Annotated in this window: 15 protein-coding genes; 14 read left to right on the forward strand and 1 reads right to left on the reverse strand. The window is 72.0% G+C overall.

The annotated features are described in order from the left end of the window. Positions 1–11: 11 nt before the first annotated feature. Both ligA and ACZ4IF_RS24480 read left to right on the forward strand, forming a co-directional pair. A complete protein-coding gene (gene ligA / locus ACZ4IF_RS24475) occupies positions 12–2219 on the forward strand; it encodes an NAD-dependent DNA ligase LigA (protein WP_467566176.1) in 2208 nt (735 codons plus the stop codon). Positions 2220–2476: 257 nt separating this feature from the next. Further along, positions 2477–4747, forward strand: coding sequence for a putative bifunctional diguanylate cyclase/phosphodiesterase (locus ACZ4IF_RS24480; RefSeq protein WP_467566179.1), 2271 nt, complete (start codon positions 2477–2479; stop codon positions 4745–4747). Between the two features lie 492 nt (positions 4748–5239). Here ACZ4IF_RS24480 and ACZ4IF_RS24485 read toward each other — a convergent pair whose 3' ends face one another. Continuing rightward, the gene (locus ACZ4IF_RS24485) at positions 5240–5821 is read right to left on the reverse strand and encodes a TetR/AcrR family transcriptional regulator (RefSeq protein ID WP_359501539.1); all 582 of its coding nucleotides are present in this window, start codon (positions 5819–5821) and stop codon (positions 5240–5242) included. An 87-nt stretch (positions 5822–5908) separates the two neighbouring features. Between ACZ4IF_RS24485 and ACZ4IF_RS24490 the strand changes: the two genes are divergently transcribed. From ACZ4IF_RS24490 to ACZ4IF_RS24545, 12 genes are all read left to right on the forward strand, one after another. After that, complete coding sequence (locus tag ACZ4IF_RS24490) at positions 5909–6277, forward strand: DUF4267 domain-containing protein (RefSeq protein WP_467566182.1); 369 nt, start codon at positions 5909–5911, stop codon at positions 6275–6277. 33 nt (positions 6278–6310) lie between these two features. After that, positions 6311–6802, forward strand: a complete 492-nt coding sequence (locus ACZ4IF_RS24495; protein WP_467566185.1) for a cupin domain-containing protein — start codon at positions 6311–6313, stop codon at positions 6800–6802. Positions 6803–6896: 94 nt separating this feature from the next. Further along, positions 6897–7193 (forward strand): Asp-tRNA(Asn)/Glu-tRNA(Gln) amidotransferase subunit GatC, encoded by a 297-nt coding sequence (gatC, locus tag ACZ4IF_RS24500; RefSeq protein ID WP_018531282.1) that lies wholly within the window; start codon positions 6897–6899, stop codon positions 7191–7193. Positions 7194–7198: 5 nt separating this feature from the next. Then, positions 7199–8704 (forward strand): Asp-tRNA(Asn)/Glu-tRNA(Gln) amidotransferase subunit GatA, encoded by a 1506-nt coding sequence (gene gatA / locus ACZ4IF_RS24505; RefSeq protein ID WP_359501535.1) that lies wholly within the window; start codon positions 7199–7201, stop codon positions 8702–8704. Next, entirely contained in the window at positions 8701–8940 is a 240-nt protein-coding gene (locus ACZ4IF_RS24510) for a hypothetical protein (RefSeq protein WP_028805281.1), read from the forward strand. Before gatA ends, ACZ4IF_RS24510 begins: the two co-directional genes overlap by 4 nt. 15 nt (positions 8941–8955) lie before the next feature. After that, positions 8956–10470 (forward strand): Asp-tRNA(Asn)/Glu-tRNA(Gln) amidotransferase subunit GatB, encoded by a 1515-nt coding sequence (gatB, locus tag ACZ4IF_RS24515; protein ID WP_359501533.1) that lies wholly within the window; start codon positions 8956–8958, stop codon positions 10468–10470. Between the two features lie 99 nt (positions 10471–10569). Further along, a complete protein-coding gene (locus ACZ4IF_RS24520; protein WP_359501531.1) occupies positions 10570–10878 on the forward strand; it encodes a hypothetical protein in 309 nt (102 codons plus the stop codon). Between the two features lie 183 nt (positions 10879–11061). Beyond that, complete coding sequence (locus ACZ4IF_RS24525) at positions 11062–13305, forward strand: MMPL family transporter (RefSeq protein WP_467566191.1); 2244 nt, start codon at positions 11062–11064, stop codon at positions 13303–13305. Further along, entirely contained in the window at positions 13283–13858 is a 576-nt protein-coding gene (locus ACZ4IF_RS24530) for a GNAT family N-acetyltransferase (RefSeq protein WP_467566194.1), read from the forward strand. Before ACZ4IF_RS24525 ends, ACZ4IF_RS24530 begins: the two co-directional genes overlap by 23 nt. A gap of 35 nt (positions 13859–13893) precedes the next feature. Then, a complete protein-coding gene (locus tag ACZ4IF_RS24535; protein ID WP_467566197.1) occupies positions 13894–14481 on the forward strand; it encodes a hypothetical protein in 588 nt (195 codons plus the stop codon). Positions 14482–14667: 186 nt separating this feature from the next. Continuing rightward, positions 14668–14859: a hypothetical protein gene (locus tag ACZ4IF_RS24540; protein ID WP_467566200.1), complete on the forward strand. Its 192-nt coding sequence runs from the start codon at positions 14668–14670 to the stop codon at positions 14857–14859. A gap of 185 nt (positions 14860–15044) precedes the next feature. Beyond that, the gene (locus tag ACZ4IF_RS24545; protein WP_467566692.1) at positions 15045–18131 is read left to right on the forward strand and encodes a helix-turn-helix transcriptional regulator; all 3087 of its coding nucleotides are present in this window, start codon (positions 15045–15047) and stop codon (positions 18129–18131) included. The last annotated feature ends 19 nt before the right edge of the window (positions 18132–18150 follow it).

The raw sequence follows: 18150 nt of genomic DNA on the forward strand, positions 1-18150 counted from the left end.
GAGGACATACGGTGGCCGGCGAAAAGCACGCAGAGACCGCCTCGGCTTCGGATTCGGTGCCCGCCGAGGCACGGGAGAAGCACGCGCAGCTCGCTGAGCAGATCGAGGAGCACCGCTTCCGGTACTACGTGAAGGACGCTCCCGTCGTCAGCGACGCGGAGTTCGACGAACTGCTGCGCTCCCTGGAGGCGCTGGAGGAGGAGTATCCCGAGCTGCGCACCCCGGACTCGCCGACCCAGAAGGTCGCCGGGGCGTACGCGACGGAGTTCACCTCCGTCGAGCACCGCCAGCGCATGCTCTCGCTCGACAACGCCTTCTCCGACCTGGAGCTCGCCGCCTGGGCCGAGCGCGTCGCCAAGGACGTGGGCACCTCCGTCCACCACTTCCTGTGCGAGCTGAAGGTCGACGGCCTCGCGGTGAACCTCACGTACGAGCGCGGCCGGCTCACCCGCGCGGCGACCCGCGGCGACGGCCGCACCGGTGAGGACATCACCCCCAATGTGCGGACGATTACGGAGATTCCGGACCGATTGCACGGCGACCGCGTCCCCGACCTCGTGGAGATCCGCGGCGAGGTCTACTTCCCGATGGAGAAGTTCGAGGAGCTGAACGCCCGTCTGGTCGCGGCCGGCGACAAGCCCTTCGCCAACCCCCGCAACGCGGCGGCGGGTTCGCTGCGTCAGAAGGACCCGCGCGTCACCGCGACCCGCCCGCTGCACATGGTGGTCCACGGCATCGGCGCGCTGGAGGGCTTCGAGGGCCTCACCCGGCTGTCCGAGGCGTACACACTGCTCCACGGGTGGGGCCTGCCGACCACGCGGTACGCGAAGGTGGTCGACGACCTCGACGGCGTACGGGAGTTCATCGCGTACTACGGAGAGAACCGCCACTCCGTGGAGCACGAGATCGACGGTGTGGTCGTGAAGCTCGACGAGATCCCCCTCCAGGGGCGGTTGGGCTCCACCTCGCGTGCGCCGCGCTGGGCGATCGCCTGGAAGTACGCGCCCGAGGAGGTCAACACCAAGCTGATCAACATCCGCGTCGGCGTCGGCCGCACCGGCCGCGTCACACCGTACGCACAGGTCGAGCCGGTCACCGTCGCAGGCTCCGAGGTCGAGTTCGCCACGCTGCACAACCAAGACGTGGTGAAGGCCAAGGGCGTCCTCATCGGGGACACGGTGGTGCTGCGCAAGGCGGGCGACGTCATCCCGGAGATCCTCGGCCCGGTCGTCGACCTGCGCGACGGCAGCGAGCGCGAGTTCGTGATGCCCGCCGAGTGCCCCGAGTGCGGTACGCCGCTGCGGCCCATGAAGGAGGGCGACGTCGACCTGCGCTGCCCGAACGCCCGCAGCTGCCCGGCCCAGTTGCGCGAGCGGCTCTTCTACCTCGCGGGCCGCAAGGCCCTGGACATCGAGCACTTCGGGTATGTGGCCGCGGCGGCCCTGACCAAGCCGCTGGAGCCCTCGGACCCGCCGCTGGCGGACGAGGGCGACCTCTTCGACCTCACCGTCGAGCAGCTGCTGCCCATCAAGGCGTACGTCCTCGACCAGGACAGCGGTCTGCCCAAGCGCGACCCGAAGACGGGCAAGGAGAAGATCGCCACGGTCTTCGCCAACCAGCAGGGCGAGCCGAAGAAGAACGCGCTGGCGATGCTGGACAACATCGCCGCCGCCACGGAACGTCCCCTCGCACGCGTACTGACCGGTCTGTCGATCCGTCATGTCGGGCCGGTGGCGGCCGAGGCGCTGGCGCGCGAGTTCCGTTCCATCGACCGGATCGAGCAGGCGACCGAGGAGGAGCTCGCCACCACCGAGGGCGTCGGGCCGATCATCGCGGCCTCGCTCAAGGAGTGGTTCGCCGAGGACTGGCACCGCGAGATCCTGCGCAAGTGGCGGGCCGCGGGGGTCCGGACGGAGGAGGAGGGCTCCGGCGAGGACGAGGGGCCGCGCCCGCTCGAAGGGCTCACGGTCGTCGTCACCGGCACGCTCGAACACCACACGCGGGACGGCGCCAAGGAGGCACTGCAGAGCAGGGGAGCGAAAGTGACCGGTTCTGTCTCCAAGAAGACGTCATTCGTCGTGGTGGGTGACAATCCTGGTTCGAAGTACGACAAGGCCATGCAGTTGAAGGTCCCCGTTCTGAACGAGGAGGGCTTCGCCGTCCTTCTGGAACAAGGACCCGAGGCCGCGGCGGAAGTTGCGCTTCCGATCGAGGAGTAGCGGTTGAAGACCACCCGTTCGGCGCATATCAGATGCATACGGGTGGCCAGGTCGCATTCGGGCAACCGTCGACGACCGCTGCCCGTGGAAGCCTTCTGCGGCCTACTGTTGAGGTGTGCACCTGCCGTGCCCAGCTGCGGTCGGGGCATCCCCTGCTCATCACGAGTGCCGGGGAAGGTTTTCAGACGCGCCGTTGGCAGTCGTGGTCGGCAACGGACCGCGTGGCGTGGGCACCGCCGGCTGTGAGAGGGACGGGAATGGAACCGACCGAGAGCGCCGCCCCCGACTCACGGCTGCGCCTGCGCCGGATGACCGGCACATGGATGGCCGGACTTTGGACGGGGCGGACCGAGGAGCGCGCCGGGCAGCGCGACTCCGCACCTCTCATGGCGCCCGCCGCACCCGGCGTCGGACCGCTCGACGCGGGGCGCGGCGACGGCCTGCCCGGTCACGATTCCGAACACGATTCCGATCGGCACATCTCGTGGCCCGCGCTGCCCGCGGCGGTCGTCGCGGCGGCGGGCTTCTTCCTCGGAGCCGGTTTCTACCGGGCGTTCAGCGGCAACCACGCGCTCTTCCCGTGCGGCACCGTCGGCTGGGCGCTCGCCCTGCTCACCGGCGTCATCGTCGGCCACCTGGTCGCCCTCGGCCGGGCCCGGTGGTGGGGCGGCACCGGCTCCGGCGCCGCGCTCACCCTCGCGGTCCTGCTGCTGTACGGCTGGGTGCCCGCCGGCATGGTCAGCCTGACCGTCGTGGTCCTGGTCGGCGCCGCACGGCGCAACCGCTGGCGGCAGGGCGTCCTGCACGGCGCGGTCGACATCCTCGGCATCGGGGCGGGCGCGCTGGTCCTCGCCGTGTTCGGACGTTTCCCGACCGTCGAGACGCCCTGGGACCCGAGGACCTGGACGCTCTACGCGGCACCCGAAGTGGTGCTCGTCGCCGCCGCCTACCTCGCCGTCACCCGGGCCCTGCTCTGGTACCTGCACGCGCCGCGCACCGGCGGTCTGCCCACCGTCGCGCGCACCGCCCTGGTCAGACAGGGGCTCGTCGCCGTCGCGCTCCTCGGGATCGCGCCGCTGGTCTGCGTGGTCGCCGTCGCGCTGCCGATTCTGCTGCCGCTCTTCGCGATCCCGTTGATCGCCCTCGACTCCACGCTGTGGATCGCCCGCGCCCGGGCGGAGGAGCAACTGCGCGACCCGCTGACGGGTCTGCCCAACCGGCAGTGGCTGCTGGAGCGGACCTGGACGGCCCTGGACGACGCCGAGCGCATCGGTGCGCGTTCCGCCCTGATGCTGATCGACCTCGACCGTTTCCGGTCGGTGAACGACACGTTGGGGCATCTCGCGGGGGACCGGCTGCTTCTCCAGATAGCGGACCGGCTGCGTCTTGCGCTGCCGCGCGGGGCGGAGGCCGCGCGGCTCGGCGGGGACGAGTTCGCGGTGTTACTGCCGGTCGCCGACTCCACGACGTCGGCCACCCGGGTCGCGCGCAACCTCGTTGCCGCGCTGGGCTCCCCGCTCGACCTCGACGGCCTCACCCTCGTGCTGGAGGCCAGCGCCGGCCTCGCCGTCTTCCCCGACCACGCGCTCGACGCGGAGGGGCTGCTGCGGCGGGCGGACGTCGCCATGTACCAGGCGAAGCGGGACCGGACGGGCGTCGAGGTGTACGAGTCCAAGCGCGACTCCAACACCCCGGACCGGCTCGGTCTGCTCGGCGACCTGCGCCGGGCCCTCGACGCCGGCGACGTCGAACTGCACTACCAGCCCAAGGTCCGTTTCAACGGCCAGGTGGCCGGACTCGAGGCACTGGTCCGCTGGGTGCACCCCGAGCGAGGGAAGGTTCCGCCGGACGAGTTCATCGCCATCGCCGAGTCCTCCGGACTGATGCCCCATCTCACCGAGTACGTGCTGGAGACGGCGCTCGGACAGGTCGCGCGGTGGCGGGCGCAGGGGCTGCACGTGCCGGTCGCGGTGAACGTCTCGCCGCGCGACGTGCACACTCCCGGCTTCGCCGGCGCGGTCGCCGCCCGGCTCGCCCGGCACGGGGTCCCGGCGGGAGCGCTCCAGCTGGAGATAACCGAGCACGTGCTCCTGGAGGACCCGCAGCGCGCCGCCGACACCCTCGCGGGGCTGACCGGCCACGGCGTGAAGATGTCGCTGGACGACTTCGGCACCGGGTACTCCTCGCTCGTGCACCTCAGGCGCCTGCCGGTGAGCGAACTGAAGATCGACCGCTCCTTCGTGGCCCGGCTCGCGGTGGACGCCGAGGACGCGGAGATCGTGCGCTGCACGGTCGACCTGGCGCACTCGCTGGGCCTCCTCGTCGTCGCCGAAGGCGTCGAGGACGACGAGACCTGGGAGCGCCTGCGCGACCTCGGCTGCGACGCCGTACAGGGCTGGCTGGTCGCGGCCGCGATGCCCGCCGACGAGGCGACGGCCTGGCTGCGGGCCCGCGGCAGCCGTGGCTGGCAGCGCCCGAAGGCGGCCCTGCCGGCGTCCGCCGCGGACGACCCGGGCCGGATCGTGTAGCCCGGCCCTCGCCGGCCCGCCCGGCCGAGCCGAGTGGGGCCGTACGGCCCCGCCGACGGCACCCATGACAGCCACCTGAGCGGCCCGGCCGGAGACAGGTTCGGCAAACTCCGCCGACGGTGCCCGCGGCCACTTGAGCGGCCCCGGGCCGACGCTTGGCCGGGCGGCCGCGCGCGGTGACGCGGTCGGTCCTGGTGACCTCGACCGGCCCGGTCGGGCAGCTCTGCCGATGTCGCCGGTGACCTGAGCCGCCCCGGCCCGCCGTGGCCCGTCGCTCCGTCCGCGTCGACCGCGGCGGGGGACGATCCCGGCGACCGTCCCGGCGACCTCGGCCGGCCGCGCAGGGGCAGCTCCGCCGACGGCGCCCGCGGACCTGAGCGGCCTCCGGCAGCCGTGAGCCGGGTGGCCCCGACCGGGGCGATCCCGGTGGCGGACCCGGTGCTGTCGGCCCGCCCGGGCCGGCTCCTGGGGCCGCCGAGGACCGGCCCCAGGTCAGTCCGACGCGGTGAAGTGGGCGGTCAGCAGGGCCAGTCGGCGGTCGTGGGCGTCCTCCGGGAGGCGGCCGCTGCGCATCAGGGTGGTCAGACCGTGCAGCCCGGCCCAGTACGTCTCCGTGAGCAGGCCGGGATCCTCCCCGCCGGCCGCTACGGGCTCGACGGCCCGGAGCAGCTCGCCGAACGCCGCGTGCAGCGCCGAGGGTGCCTCCGGCGTGGCGAACGGCAGGTCCACGGTGTGCGTGAACATCGCGTCGTACAGCGCGGGCCGCCGCCGCGCGAACGCCGTGTAGGCCTCGCCCACCGCCGCGAGGGCAGCCCGTGTCCCCCCGGCCGCCGTGCGCGCCTTCCGCAGCTCCTCCGCCATCTCGGCGAAGCCCTCCACCGCGACCGCCGCCATGATGGCGTCCTTGCCCTTGAAGTGGCTGTAGAGGACGGGCTGGCTGTACTCGATCTCGGCGGCCAGCCGCCGTGTGGTGACCGCCTCCCAGCCCTCGGCCTCCGCCAGTTCCCGTGCGGCCGTGACGATCAGCCGCTCTCGCTCCGCCCGCTCGCGCTCCCGGCGCGTCTGAATCGACATGACCAGAATTCTAGCATCGCTAGCGTTCATGTCGATGCTCTGCTAGCTTCGCTCTTGTCACTAGCACTGCTAGCAAGGAGATCCGGCATGACCGTCACCGCTTATACGCTCGCCGTCGTCCTCGACCTGCTCGTGCTGTTCATCGGGGCCCGGTTCCTGTTCCAGCCGCAGGCCGCAGCCGCCGGCTACGGCGTCCCCGCCAAGCCCGACGGAGACGCGGCCTACCTCACGATCAAGGGCCTCAGGGACGCCTCCCTCGGCGTCATCGGCCTGGCCCTGCTGGCCTTCGCCGGTGCCCGGGCGGAGGCGTGGTTCATGCTCATGGTCGCGATCGTCCCGCTCGGCGACACGCTGATAGTGCTGCGCCACGGCGGTACCAAGGCCGTCGCGTACGGCATCCACTTCGCCACCGCCGTCGCCGTCCTCGTCAGCGCCGGTCTGCTCTTCGCCGTCTGATCGACCCACCCGACATCCACAGGGAGCCCCGACATGTCGCTGATCGTTCCGACGTTCGACTCGACCGTGATCGTCCGCGAGGCGGAGGCCGAAGTGGTGGGCCGGGCGCCCACCACCGTGCGGCTGCTGGCCGACAGCAGCGCCACGGGCGGGGCGCTGTCGACCCAGCGCGTCACCCTCACGAGCGGCGCCGACGGCGCCCACCCTCACTGGCACGCCAAGTCCGCGGAGATGTTCTTCGTCCTCGACGGCCGCGCCGAACTCCTGTCGGGCGAGGAGGTCGTCACCGCCGAGCGCGGCGACCTGGTCGTCGTCCCGCCGGGCGTACCGCACGCCTTCGCCGCCGCGCCCGGAGCCGACGCCGACCTGCTCGTCGTCATCACCCCGGGCGTGGAGCGCTTCGAGTACTTCCGCCACCTGCGGCGGGTGGCCCTCGGAGAGGCCGCCTCGGAGAGTCTGCTGGACGTGCAGGAGCTCTACGACAACCACTTCCTGCACAGCCGGGCATGGGACGGCCGCCGCTGAGGGGGCCCGGCAGGGGAAACCGTTTCACGGGCACCGGGCCCGGCACCCTAGGATTGGCCCCAAACCACACACACTCACCCCAGAGGAACGCTGCATGCCTGGCATCACGCGCGAGGAGGTCGCCCACCTCGCCCGGCTGGCGCGTCTGGAGCTGAAGCCCGAAGAGCTCGATCACTTCGCGGGACAGCTGGACGACATCATCGGCGCGGTCGCCCGCGTCAGTGAGGTCGCCGACCAAGACGTACCGCCGACCTCTCATCCGCTGCCGCTGACGAACGTCATGCGCGCGGACGAGGTCCGTCCCTCGCTCACCCCCGAGCAGGCGCTGTCCGGCGCCCCGGCCCAGGAGCAGCAGCGTTTCAAGGTGCCGCAGATCCTGGGGGAGGACTAATCACCATGACGGACACCAACGTCAACATCATCAAACTCACCGCGGCCGAGATCGCCGAGAAGATCGCGGCCGGCGAGCTCACCGCCGTCGAGGTCACCGAGGCCCACCTGGCGCGCATCGAGGCCGTCGACGAGAAGGTGCACGCCTTCCTGCACGTCGACCGTGAGGGCGCCCTCGCCCAGGCCCGTGCCGTGGACGCCAAGCGGGAGGCCGGCGAGAAGCTCGGCCCGCTCGCCGGCGTTCCGCTCGCGCTCAAGGACATCTTCACCACCGAGGGCGTCCCGACGACCGTCGGTTCGAAGATCCTCGAAGGCTGGATCCCGCCGTACGACGCGACGCTCACCAAGCGGCTGAAGGCCGCCGACGTCGTCATCCTCGGCAAGACCAACATGGACGAGTTCGCCATGGGGTCGTCGACCGAGAACAGCGCCTACGGGCCGACCGGCAACCCCTGGGACCTCACCAAGATCCCCGGCGGCTCCGGCGGCGGCTCCTCCGCCGCCCTGGCCTCCTTCCAGTCGCCCCTGGCGATCGGCACGGACACCGGCGGCTCCATCCGCCAGCCCGCGGCCGTCACCGGCACGGTCGGCGTCAAGCCGACCTACGGCGCCGTCTCCCGCTTCGGCATGGTGGCGTTCTCGTCCTCCCTGGACCAGGGCGGCCCCTGCGCCCGCACGGTCCTGGACGCGGCCCTCCTGCACGAGGTCATCGCCGGGCACGACCCGCTCGACTCGACCTCCATCGACGCGCCGGTCCCGCCGGTCGTCGAGGCCGCCCGCAACGGCAGCGTGGCGGGCATGCGCGTCGGCGTCGTCAAGCAGTTCCGCGGCGAGGGCTACCAGGCCGGCGTCATCCAGCGGTTCGACGAGTCCGTCGAGCTGCTCAAGGAGCTGGGCGCGGAGATCGTCGAGCTGGACTGCCCGTCCTTCGACCTCGCCCTTTCGGCGTACTACCTGATCGCCCCGTCCGAGTGCTCGTCCAACCTCGCCCGCTTCGACGGCCTGCGCTACGGCCTCCGTACGGGCGACGACGGCACCCGCTCGGCCGAGGACGTCACCGCCCTCACCCGTGAGGCCGGCTTCGGCGCCGAGGTCAAGCGCCGCGTCATGCTCGGCACGTACGCGCTCAGCTCCGGCTACTACGACGCGTACTACGGCAGCGCCCAGAAGGTCCGCACGCTCATCACGCGCGACTTCGAGAAGGCCTTCGAGCAGGTCGACGTCATCGTCTCGCCGACCACGCCGACCACCGCCTTCGCGATCGGCGAGCGTGCCGACGACCCGATGGCGATGTACCTGGCGGACCTGTGCACCATCCCGACCAACCTGGCGGGCAACGCCGCCATGTCGCTGCCCTGCGGTCTCGCGCCGGAGGACAACCTGCCCGTCGGTCTCCAGATCATCGCTCCGGCGCTGAAGGACGACCGGCTGTACAAGGTCGGCGCCGCCGTCGAGGCCGCCTTCGTGGAAAAGTGGGGGCACCCGCTGATCGAGGAGGCTCCGTCGCTGTGAGTGCACTGAACAAGGCCAAGGGCTTCAAGAAGTCGAAGTCCGGTACGTATCTGTCGATGGCCGGGACCGCGTTCGGCGCGTTCGGGGTCGCCAAGCAGATCAAGAAGGCCCGCGCCGAGCACGACACGCTGCGGCTCATCGACGCCACCGTGTCCGCCGTCGCGATCGCCACCGGTCTCGCCATCCTGTACCGCGAGCTGAAGCGGCTGGGCGACGACGACGTCCTGCTGGGCTGAGAGGGAAGTTTCACCGTGACCACCACGACCGACCTGGTGTCGTACGAGGACGCGCTGGCGTCGTACGACCCCGTCATGGGCCTCGAGGTCCATGTCGAACTCGGCACCAAGACGAAGATGTTCTGCGGGTGTTCGACCGAGCTGGGCGCCGAGCCCAACTCGCAGACCTGCCCGACCTGCCTCGGCATGCCCGGCGCGCTCCCGGTCGTCAACGCGACCGGCGTCGAGTCCGCCGTCAAGATCGGCCTCGCGCTGCACTGCGAGATCGCCGAGTGGTGCCGCTTCGCCCGGAAGAACTACTTCTATCCGGACATGCCGAAGAACTTCCAGACCTCCCAGTACGACGAGCCGATCGCCTTCAACGGCTACCTCGACGTGCAGTTGGAGGACGGCGAGGTCTTCCGCGTGGAGATCGAGCGCGCCCACATGGAGGAGGACACCGGCAAGTCGACGCACGTCGGCGGTGCCACCGGCCGCATCCACGGCGCCTCGCACTCCCTGCTCGACTACAACCGCGCGGGCATCCCCCTCATCGAGATCGTCACCAAGCCGATCGAGGGCGCGGGCGAGCGGGCCCCCGAGGTCGCCAAGGCCTACGTCGCCGAACTGCGCGAGCTCATCCGGGCGCTCGGTGTGTCGGAGGCCCGCATGGAGATGGGGCAGATGCGCTGCGACGTGAACCTGTCGCTGCGTCCGCACGGCCGCGAGAAGTTCGGCACGCGCTCCGAGACGAAGAACGTGAACTCGCTGCGCTCCGTGGAGCGTGCCGCCCGCTTCGAGATCCAGCGCCACGCCGCGGTGCTGAACTCCGGCGGCACGATCATCCAGGAGACCCGCCACTTCCACGAGGACACCGGGTCCACGACCTCGGGCCGCGTGAAGGAGGAGGCCGAGGACTACCGGTACTTCCCGGAGCCCGACCTCGTCCCCGTCGCCCCGTCCCGTGAGTGGGTCGAGGAACTGCGCGCCGGTCTGCCCGAGCAGCCGCTGGCCCGCCGCAACCGGCTGCGCGAGGAGTGGGGCATCGGCGCCCACGACATGCAGTCGATCCTCAACGCCGGTGCCATCGACCCGATCGTCGCCACGATCGAGGCCGGTGCCGACGCCGCGTCCGCCCGCAAGTGGTGGATGGGCGAACTGGCCCGCAGCGCCAACGAGTCGGGCAAGACCCTGGAGGACCTGCCGATCACCCCGGCGCAGGTCGCCCGCGTGACCGCCCTGGTCACCGAGGGCTCCCTCAACGACAAGCTGGCCCGCCAGGTCATCGAGGGCGTGCTCGCCGGCGAGGGCGAGCCCGACGAGGTCGTCGAGAAGCGCGGCCTGAAGGTCGTCTCGGACGAGGGCGCGCTCACCACCGCCGTCGACGAGGCCATCGCCGGGAACCCGGGCATCGCCGACAAGATCCGCGGCGGCAAGGTCCAGGCCGCGGGCGCGCTCGTCGGCGCGGTCATGAAGGCCACGCGCGGCCAGGCCGACGCGGCCCGCGTCAAGGAGCTCATCCTGGAGAAGCTGGGCGTCAGCGAGGGCTGAGCCCGTCCTCTTCCGAACCCCAGGGGGGTGCATCGCTTCCGATGCACCCCCCTGGGCATGCGCGCGCCTTCTCAGGGACACGCGCTACGCTCCCGCGCCATGAGCGGAAGCAGTGACTCCGAGATACCTGACGTGGAGCCCGGTGACGTCGAGGACCCGGCGCACGAAGTACGGCGGGCCCGCTGGACGGCGGTCTGTGCCGGAGCGCTGCTGACCGTCGCCGGGCTGGCCGCCTCGGCGCTGCGCTCCACCGGCTCCGCGCCCGCGCTCGTATCCCTCTCGTACGCCTCCGGTGCCGCCCTGTGCGCGATCGCCTCGGTTCTCGGTTCTCGTGGTCGCACGCGGCGGGCGTTGTGGCTGATGGTCGCCGGCGTGATGGTCATGGCCGTGGGAGACCAGTTCGACTGACCGGCGCCTCGCGGGGCGACAGAGTTCACGGGAATGTCCTGTGAGTTGGCTCGCACTCTCCTGAGGAGCCCCGTGAACGGGGCGAACGATCACTATCGGCTGCAAGAGTGATGACGCATAAGTCATGCGTTCTTTGCGGGCAGTTCCCGATAAAGATCCACAAATCGCTCAGGGAGCTCGTCCGTGGCAGCCCTCGCACGCTGGTGTGTCCGACACCGCCTCGTGGCCTTACTGCTCTGGCTTCTCGCCCTCGGCGGCGTCACCGCCGCCGCTGCCGTCACGGGCTCCGCCTACTCGAACGACTACGAAGTCCCCGGCACCGAATCCGGCCGCGCCGCCCGCCTCCTGTCCGACGGCTTCCCCGGCCTCGGCGGCGACAGCGACACCGTCGTCTGGCACACCACGTCGGCCACCGTGCGCTCCTCCGACGTCGAACCGACCATGACCCGGACCCTGGACCGGATCGCCGACCTGCCCGGAGTGGCCTCCGTCGCCGGCCCCTACGGCAGCCGCGGCACCGACCGGATCAGCTCCGACGGCCGCACGGCCTACGCCACCGTCACCTTCGACGACCGCGCCGAGCACATCGACAAGGCCGAGGCCCGGGCCGTCGTCGACACCGCGAAGGCCGCCGAGAGCGAAGGGCTCCAAGTCGAGCTGGGCGGCAGCGCGATCGGGCTCACCCAGTCGTCCGGCGGGCACCTCGCCGAGGTCGTCGGCGTGGCCGTCGCCGCCGTCGTCCTCTTCCTCGCCTTCGGTTCGCTCGCCGCATCCCTGCTGCCCATCGCGACCGCACTGGTCGGCGTCGGCACCGCGTACGCCGGAATCGTGCTCCTCGGACAGGCCATGACCGTCGCCGACTTCGCGCCGATGCTCGGCATGCTGATCGGACTCGGCGTCGGCATCGACTACGCGCTGTTCATCGTGACCCGGCACCGGCGGGGCCTCAAACGCGGCCTCCCCGCCGACGAGGCCGCGCGGAACGCCGTCGCCACCACCGGGCGCGCGGTCGTCTTCGCGGGCGCCACCGTCTGCATCGCCCTGCTCGGGATGCTCATCCTGCGGCTCGGCTTCCTCAACGGCGTCGCGGTCGCCGCCTCCCTGACCGTCGTCCTCACCGTCGCGGCCTCCGTGACCCTGCTGCCGGCCCTGCTCTCCTGGATCGGCCCACGCGCGCTGAACCGCCGCGAACGGCGCAGGCTCCACGAGCACGGGCCCGAACCGGAGTTCCCCACCGGGTTCGCCGCCCGCTGGTCCGCCTTCGTGGAACGGCACCCCAAGCTCCTCGGCACCGTCGCCGTGGCCGTCATGGTGCTCCTCGCCCTGCCCACGTTCTCGCTCCGTCTGGGCACCTCCGACCAGGGCAACGACCCGGGGCGCACGACCACACGCCAGGCCTACGACCTCGTCGCGGACGGCTTCGGACCCGGCGTCAACGGCCCCCTGACCCTCGTCACCCGGGTCGGCGGGGCCGGGGGCCGGCTCGCGCTCGACAACCTGGACGCCACGCTCCGGGCGACCATGGGCGTCGCGACGGTGACACCCGTGACCTACGACAGCGGCGGCGACACCGCGTACCTCACCGTCGTACCGGATTCCGCGCCGCAGTCCCGGCAGACCAGCGACCTCGTCGACCGGCTGCGCGCCGAGGTGCTGCCACGGGCCGAAGCGGGCACCGCGCTCGACGTGCACGTCGGCGGGGTGACGGCCAGCTACGACGACTTCGCGGACGTCGTCGTCGGCAAACTCCCGCTCTTCGTGGGTGTCGTGATCGGGCTCGGCTGCGTCCTGCTGCTGCTCGCCTTCCGCTCGATCGGCATCCCCGTGAAGGCCGCCGTGATGAACGTCGCCGCCGTCGCCGCCGCCTTCGGGGTCGTGGTCGCGATCTTCCAGTGGGGCTGGGGCAGCGAGTGGCTCGGACTCGGCCGTGCCGGGCCGATCGAACCCTTCCTGCCCGTGATCATGGTGTCCGTCCTCTTCGGGCTCTCCATGGACTACCAGGTCTTCCTGGTCAGCCGGATGTACGAGGAATGGCTGGAGACCCGGGACAACCGGCGCGCCGTCCGGGTCGGTCTCGCCGAGACCAGTCGCGTGATCAACTCCGCCGCCGTCATCATGATCTCCGTCTTCCTCGCCTTCGTGCTCAGCGGCGACCGCGTCATCGCGATGTTCGGCATCGCCCTCGCCTCGGCGGTCGCCCTCGACGCCTTCGTCCTGCGCACGCTGCTCGTGCCCGCCCTCATGCACATGCTGGGCGGCGCGAACTGGTGGCTGCCCCGCCGCCTCGACCGTTGCCTGCCGCGCATCAGCATCGAGCCGCCCGAGTGCCGTGCCGCCCATGAGAGGCTGGCCGAAGTCGTGGACGCCGACGTGGCGGACGTACTGGAGAAGGAGCGACAGCGGGATGTACGCGATATCCCTGGGTGACGACGGAGCGGAGCTGCGGCCCCTGGAGCCCTGGCACGCCGAGGAGTTCTTCACGCACATGGAGCGCGGCCGGGACTACATCGGCCGCCATGTGTCGCTCCCGGACCACGTGACGGACCTCGACTCCGCGCGGAACTACCTCCAGCTGTACGCGGACAAGCGCGCCGCCGACAGCGGCAGCCTGCACGGGATCTGGCTGGACGGGAAACTCGTCGGCGGACTGCTCTTCCGGATCTTCGACACCGCCATGGGCACCTGCGAGGCCGGCTGCTGGCTGGAGCCCGCCGCGGCCGGCCGCGGACTCGTCACCCGCGGCATGCGCGTCCTCATCGACTGGGCCGTCGACGAGCGCGGCATGCACCGCGTGGAGTGGATCGCCCCGAGCGCGAACACCCCCAGCCTGAACGTCGCCCGGCGGCTCGGCATGACCCGGGACGGCGTACTGCGGCAGAGCTACGTCTACCGGGACGCGCGCCACGACATGGAGGTCTGGTCCGTCCTCGCGCCGGAATGGCGTGCCGCACGCGCGCGTGCCGCGCAAGACGATCATTAAGAGACTTCTCAGACAGCGTCCGTACGGTGCGGGGCATGGGTACCAAGACAGTTGACGAAGCCGGGACCGACACCGGGGCCACGAGCGACGAGAAGACCGTGGACGTCACCAAGGAGGACGTCACCGAGGCGGACGGCACCGAGGCGGACGGCAGCGTCACCGACGAGGCCGACGACACCACCGGCGACGACACGGCCGAGGACGACACCCCGGGCGACGGCGGGGGAGCCACCGGCGTGGGCCAGGGCGCGGCAGCCGTCGTGTCCGCCGGGCTCGGCGTGGTCTCGCTCACCGGCAGCTGGGTCGCCACCGTCGCCGCCGCCCGAGAGACGCTCGTCGGCCAGCTCCAGACCTCCTCCTCCGCCAGCGTCGCCAAGCAGGTCAAGGAGGTCTACGGCGACGCCTGGGCGGCGACCGCCCTGGTGGGCGGCCTGTTCGCGCTGGCCGCACTGATCGTCGGCGTCGTCGTGCTCGCCCGGCCCGCCTTCGGCGCACCCGGCAGGCCGCAGGCCGCCTGGATCAAGTCGGTCGCCTGGGCGGGCGTCTCGCTCGGCGTCATCGGCCTCGTGCTCGCGGTGGCCAAGTACTCCGACATCCTGCTCGGACTGCCCTCCACCGGCTGACACACTCCGTCCGTCCCGCACGTCTGAGGGGCCTTAGGGCCGGCGCCGGTCATCCGGGTCCGTCCTAAGGCCCCTCACGCGCGCAAGATGCGGAACTCTCCCGATGTGGCGCACCCCCCTGGGAGACGAAAGTTGAGGCATCGCGAACAAGCGAGGCCGAAACCGACTCTTCACGAGGGACACGAGATGTTCGAGTACGAGCTCCACCAGATCCGTTCCGCAGAGCTCATCCGCGAGGCCGAGACCCACCGGCTCGTCCGGGAGGCGCGCCGCGTCCGCCGGGCCGCCCGAAACGCCGCCGCGCGTGAGGCAGGACGCAACGAGAACGAGGGACATAGCAAGCACCCCCGCAGGCACCGGTTCGCACGCGTCGCGTGAACGCCGGGGCACGGGCGGGCGGCCGTACCGGGGGCGGCCGCCCGCCGCGGAACACGACAGGGAACCTCCCCGGCGAGGCGCCGACCGAGAAGGTCGGCGCCTTCGTCCGTAAGGCCCCCGCCCCAGGCACCGGCACCGCGGACGTCGTCCCGATATCCGGTGCCGCACTGTCGGACCCCTGTGCGATGCTCGGGCCTGTGGAGACCAGGTCCGTCAGCCCGGTGTTCGTCGGACGCACCGACGAGATGGGGGAGTTGAACGACGCGCTCGCCCGCGCCGCCGCGGGCGAGCCGCAGGCGCTGCTGCTCGGCGGTGAGGCGGGCGTCGGAAAGACCCGCCTGCTGGAGGAGTTCGCCGCGGCGGCCACGCGCGCGGGCGCCGTCTTCGCCTGCGGCGGCTGCGTGGAGATCGGCGCCGACGGTCTCCCCTTCGCACCGTTCTCCACCGCCCTGCGCGCCCTGCGCCGGCAACTCCCCGACGAGCTCGCGGCCGCGGCGGCCGGACAGGAGGAGGAACTGGCCCGGCTCCTGCCGGAGCTCGGTGAGACCTCCGGCCGCCGGTACGAAGAGGAGGGCATGGCCCGCCTGTTCGAACTCACCGTCCGTCTCCTGGAGCGCGTCGCGGCCGACCGCACCGTCGTCGTCGCCCTCGAAGACCTGCACTGGGCCGACGCCTCCACCCGCCACCTCCTCGCCTACCTCTTCCGCACGCTGCGCAGCGGCCGTCTCGTCGTCGTCGCCAGCTACCGCGCCGACGACATCCACCGCCGGCACCCGCTGCGCCCCCTCCTCGCCGAACTGGACCGGCTGCGCACGGTCCGCCGCATCGAACTGGGCCGCTTCAGCCGCGCCGAGGTCGGCCGCCAGATCGCCGGGATCCTCGCCCACGAACCCGACCCGGCCCAGGTCGACGACATCTTCGGCCGCTCCGACGGCAACGCCTTCTTCGTCGAGGAACTCGCCGTCGCCGCGCACGAGGGCTGTCCCACCGGGCTCACGGACTCCCTGCGCGACCTGCTCCTCGTCCGGGTCGAGGGCCTGCCCGAAAGCGCCCAGCGGGTCACTCGGATCGTCGCCGAGGGCGGCTCCACCGTCGAGTACCCGCTGCTCGCCGCCGTGGCACGGCTCGCCGAGGACGACCTCATCGAGGCGCTGCGCGCCTGCGTGGGGGCCAACATCCTGCTCGCCTCACCCGGCGGCGACGGCTACCGCTTCCGCCACTCCCTGGTCCGCGAGGCCGTCAGCGACGACCTGCTGCCCGGCGAGCGTTCCCGCTTCAACCGCCGGTACGCCGAGGCCCTGGAGGCCGACCCGGCGCTCGTACCGGCCGACGAGCGCGTCACCCGGCTGGCCAGCTACTGGTACCACGCCCACGATGCGGCCAAGGCCCTCCCCGCCGTCCTCGACGCCTCCGTCCAGGCCCGCCGCCGCCACGCCCCCTCCGAGCAACTGCGGCTCCTGGAAAGGGCGATGGAGCTGTGGGACGTCACCCCGGACGCCGTCCGCGCCGAACTGCGGCCCGTCGACTACGTGGAGGTCTACCCGCCCTGTGGCTGCGACCCGGCCACCACACCCCTGCGCTACCTCGACCTGATGGCCGAGGCCGCCGTCGCGGGCCGGCTCTGCGGGGAGCGCGAGCGCGCCCTGAAGATCACCAAGCGGGCGCTGCACCTCCTGGACGACGAGGCCGCGCCCCCGAACTCCTCGCCGGGCGCGGTCAAGGGAGACCCCCTGCGCGCCGCCTGGTTCTGGATCCAGCGCTCTCGCCTCATCCAGGCACAGGCCCGCGGCGACGGCTGGACGGAACTCGCCACCGCCCAGGACCTGGTACGCGGCCTCCCGCCGTCCGAGGTGCACGCCGACGTCCTGTCGAACGTCGCCGCCTGGTGCATGCTGCACGAACCGGGCCCGGGCGCCGTCTCCGCCGCCGAGCGTGCCGTGGAGTACGCGCGCATGGTGGGCGCCCGCGACATCGAGCTGAACGCACGGCTCACCCTCGGCGGACTCATGGTCGACTCGGGCGACGTCGAGGCAGGGCTCGAAGAGCTGTACGAGGTCAGGGAGCAGGTGGTCCGGCAGGACGTCTTCCTCGTGATGGGCCGGGTGCACATCAACCTGCCCTCCCACCTGGAATCGGTCGGCCGCTCCCGGGAAGCCGTCCGGATCCTCCGCGAGGGCGCCGAACTCGCGCGCAAGCACGGGCTGCTGGACACCGAGGCCTGGATCTGGGGGAACCTCTCCGAGTCGCTCGGTTCCCTCGGCCACTGGGACGAGGCCACCGAAGCGGCGCGGAACGCGCTGGGTATCGGGCTCAGCGGCAAGCCGTCCGGCGTCGGCGCCTCCCGGCTCGCCCCCCTCGCCCTCGCCCGCGGTGACCTCGCCGAGGCCGGACGCCAACTGGCGGCCGCCGGCCACCACTTCGGAACCCACGACATCCAGCCGCAGCACGCCCTGCCACTGCTGCGCACCGCCCTCGGCGTCGCCGCGGCGGAGGGCCGTCTCCTCGACGCCCGCGCCGTCCTGGAACAGGCCCTGGACTGCGGCTTCCCGCCCGGCACCCAGCGTTACGCCTGGCCGCTGCTGCTCGCCGCCGCCACCGCGGAGGCGGACGCCCGGGGACTGCCCCACGCCGAAGCGGGCCGCTCCGACACCGTGGAACGCGTCCGCACCATGGCGAAGCGGCTGGCCACGGGCGCGCCCGTGTGGCTCGCCCACGAGGCCTGGGTGCGCGCCGAACTGCGGCGTGCCGAAGGGATCACCGCCCCGGACGACTGGTCCGAGGTCGTCACCGCCTTCGAACTCCTGGAGCGCCCCTACGACCTCGCCCGGGTCCGGTGCCGCCTCGCCGAGGCCCTGCTGGTCTCGGGCGCCGAGGAGGACGACCGCGGCCGCGCCACCGAACTGCTGCGGCTGGCCGGGGCGGCGGCCGATCACCTCGGCGCGCGTCCGCTCGCCGACGCCGTCACACTGCTCGCCCAGCGAGCCCGGCTGAACCTGACCGCCGCCCCCGGACCGGGCGCTCCTGCCCCCAAGGATCCGGCGCTGGCGCTCGGCCTCACCAGCCGCGAGCGCGACGTGCTGCGCCTCGTGGCCGCCGGCCGCAGCAACCGGCAGATCGCCGAGGAGCTGTTCATCTCCCCGAAGACGGCCAGCGTCCACGTCTCGAACATTCTGGCCAAGCTGGACGTCTCAGGACGGGGAGAGGCCGCGGCGCTCGCACACCGGCTGCGGCTCTTCCCCCCGGAGGCCCCGGCCGCCAGGGCGACGGGCTGAGATCTACGCTGTGAAGGAT

It is taken from the genome of Streptomyces sp. NPDC025784 (assembly GCF_055558435.1).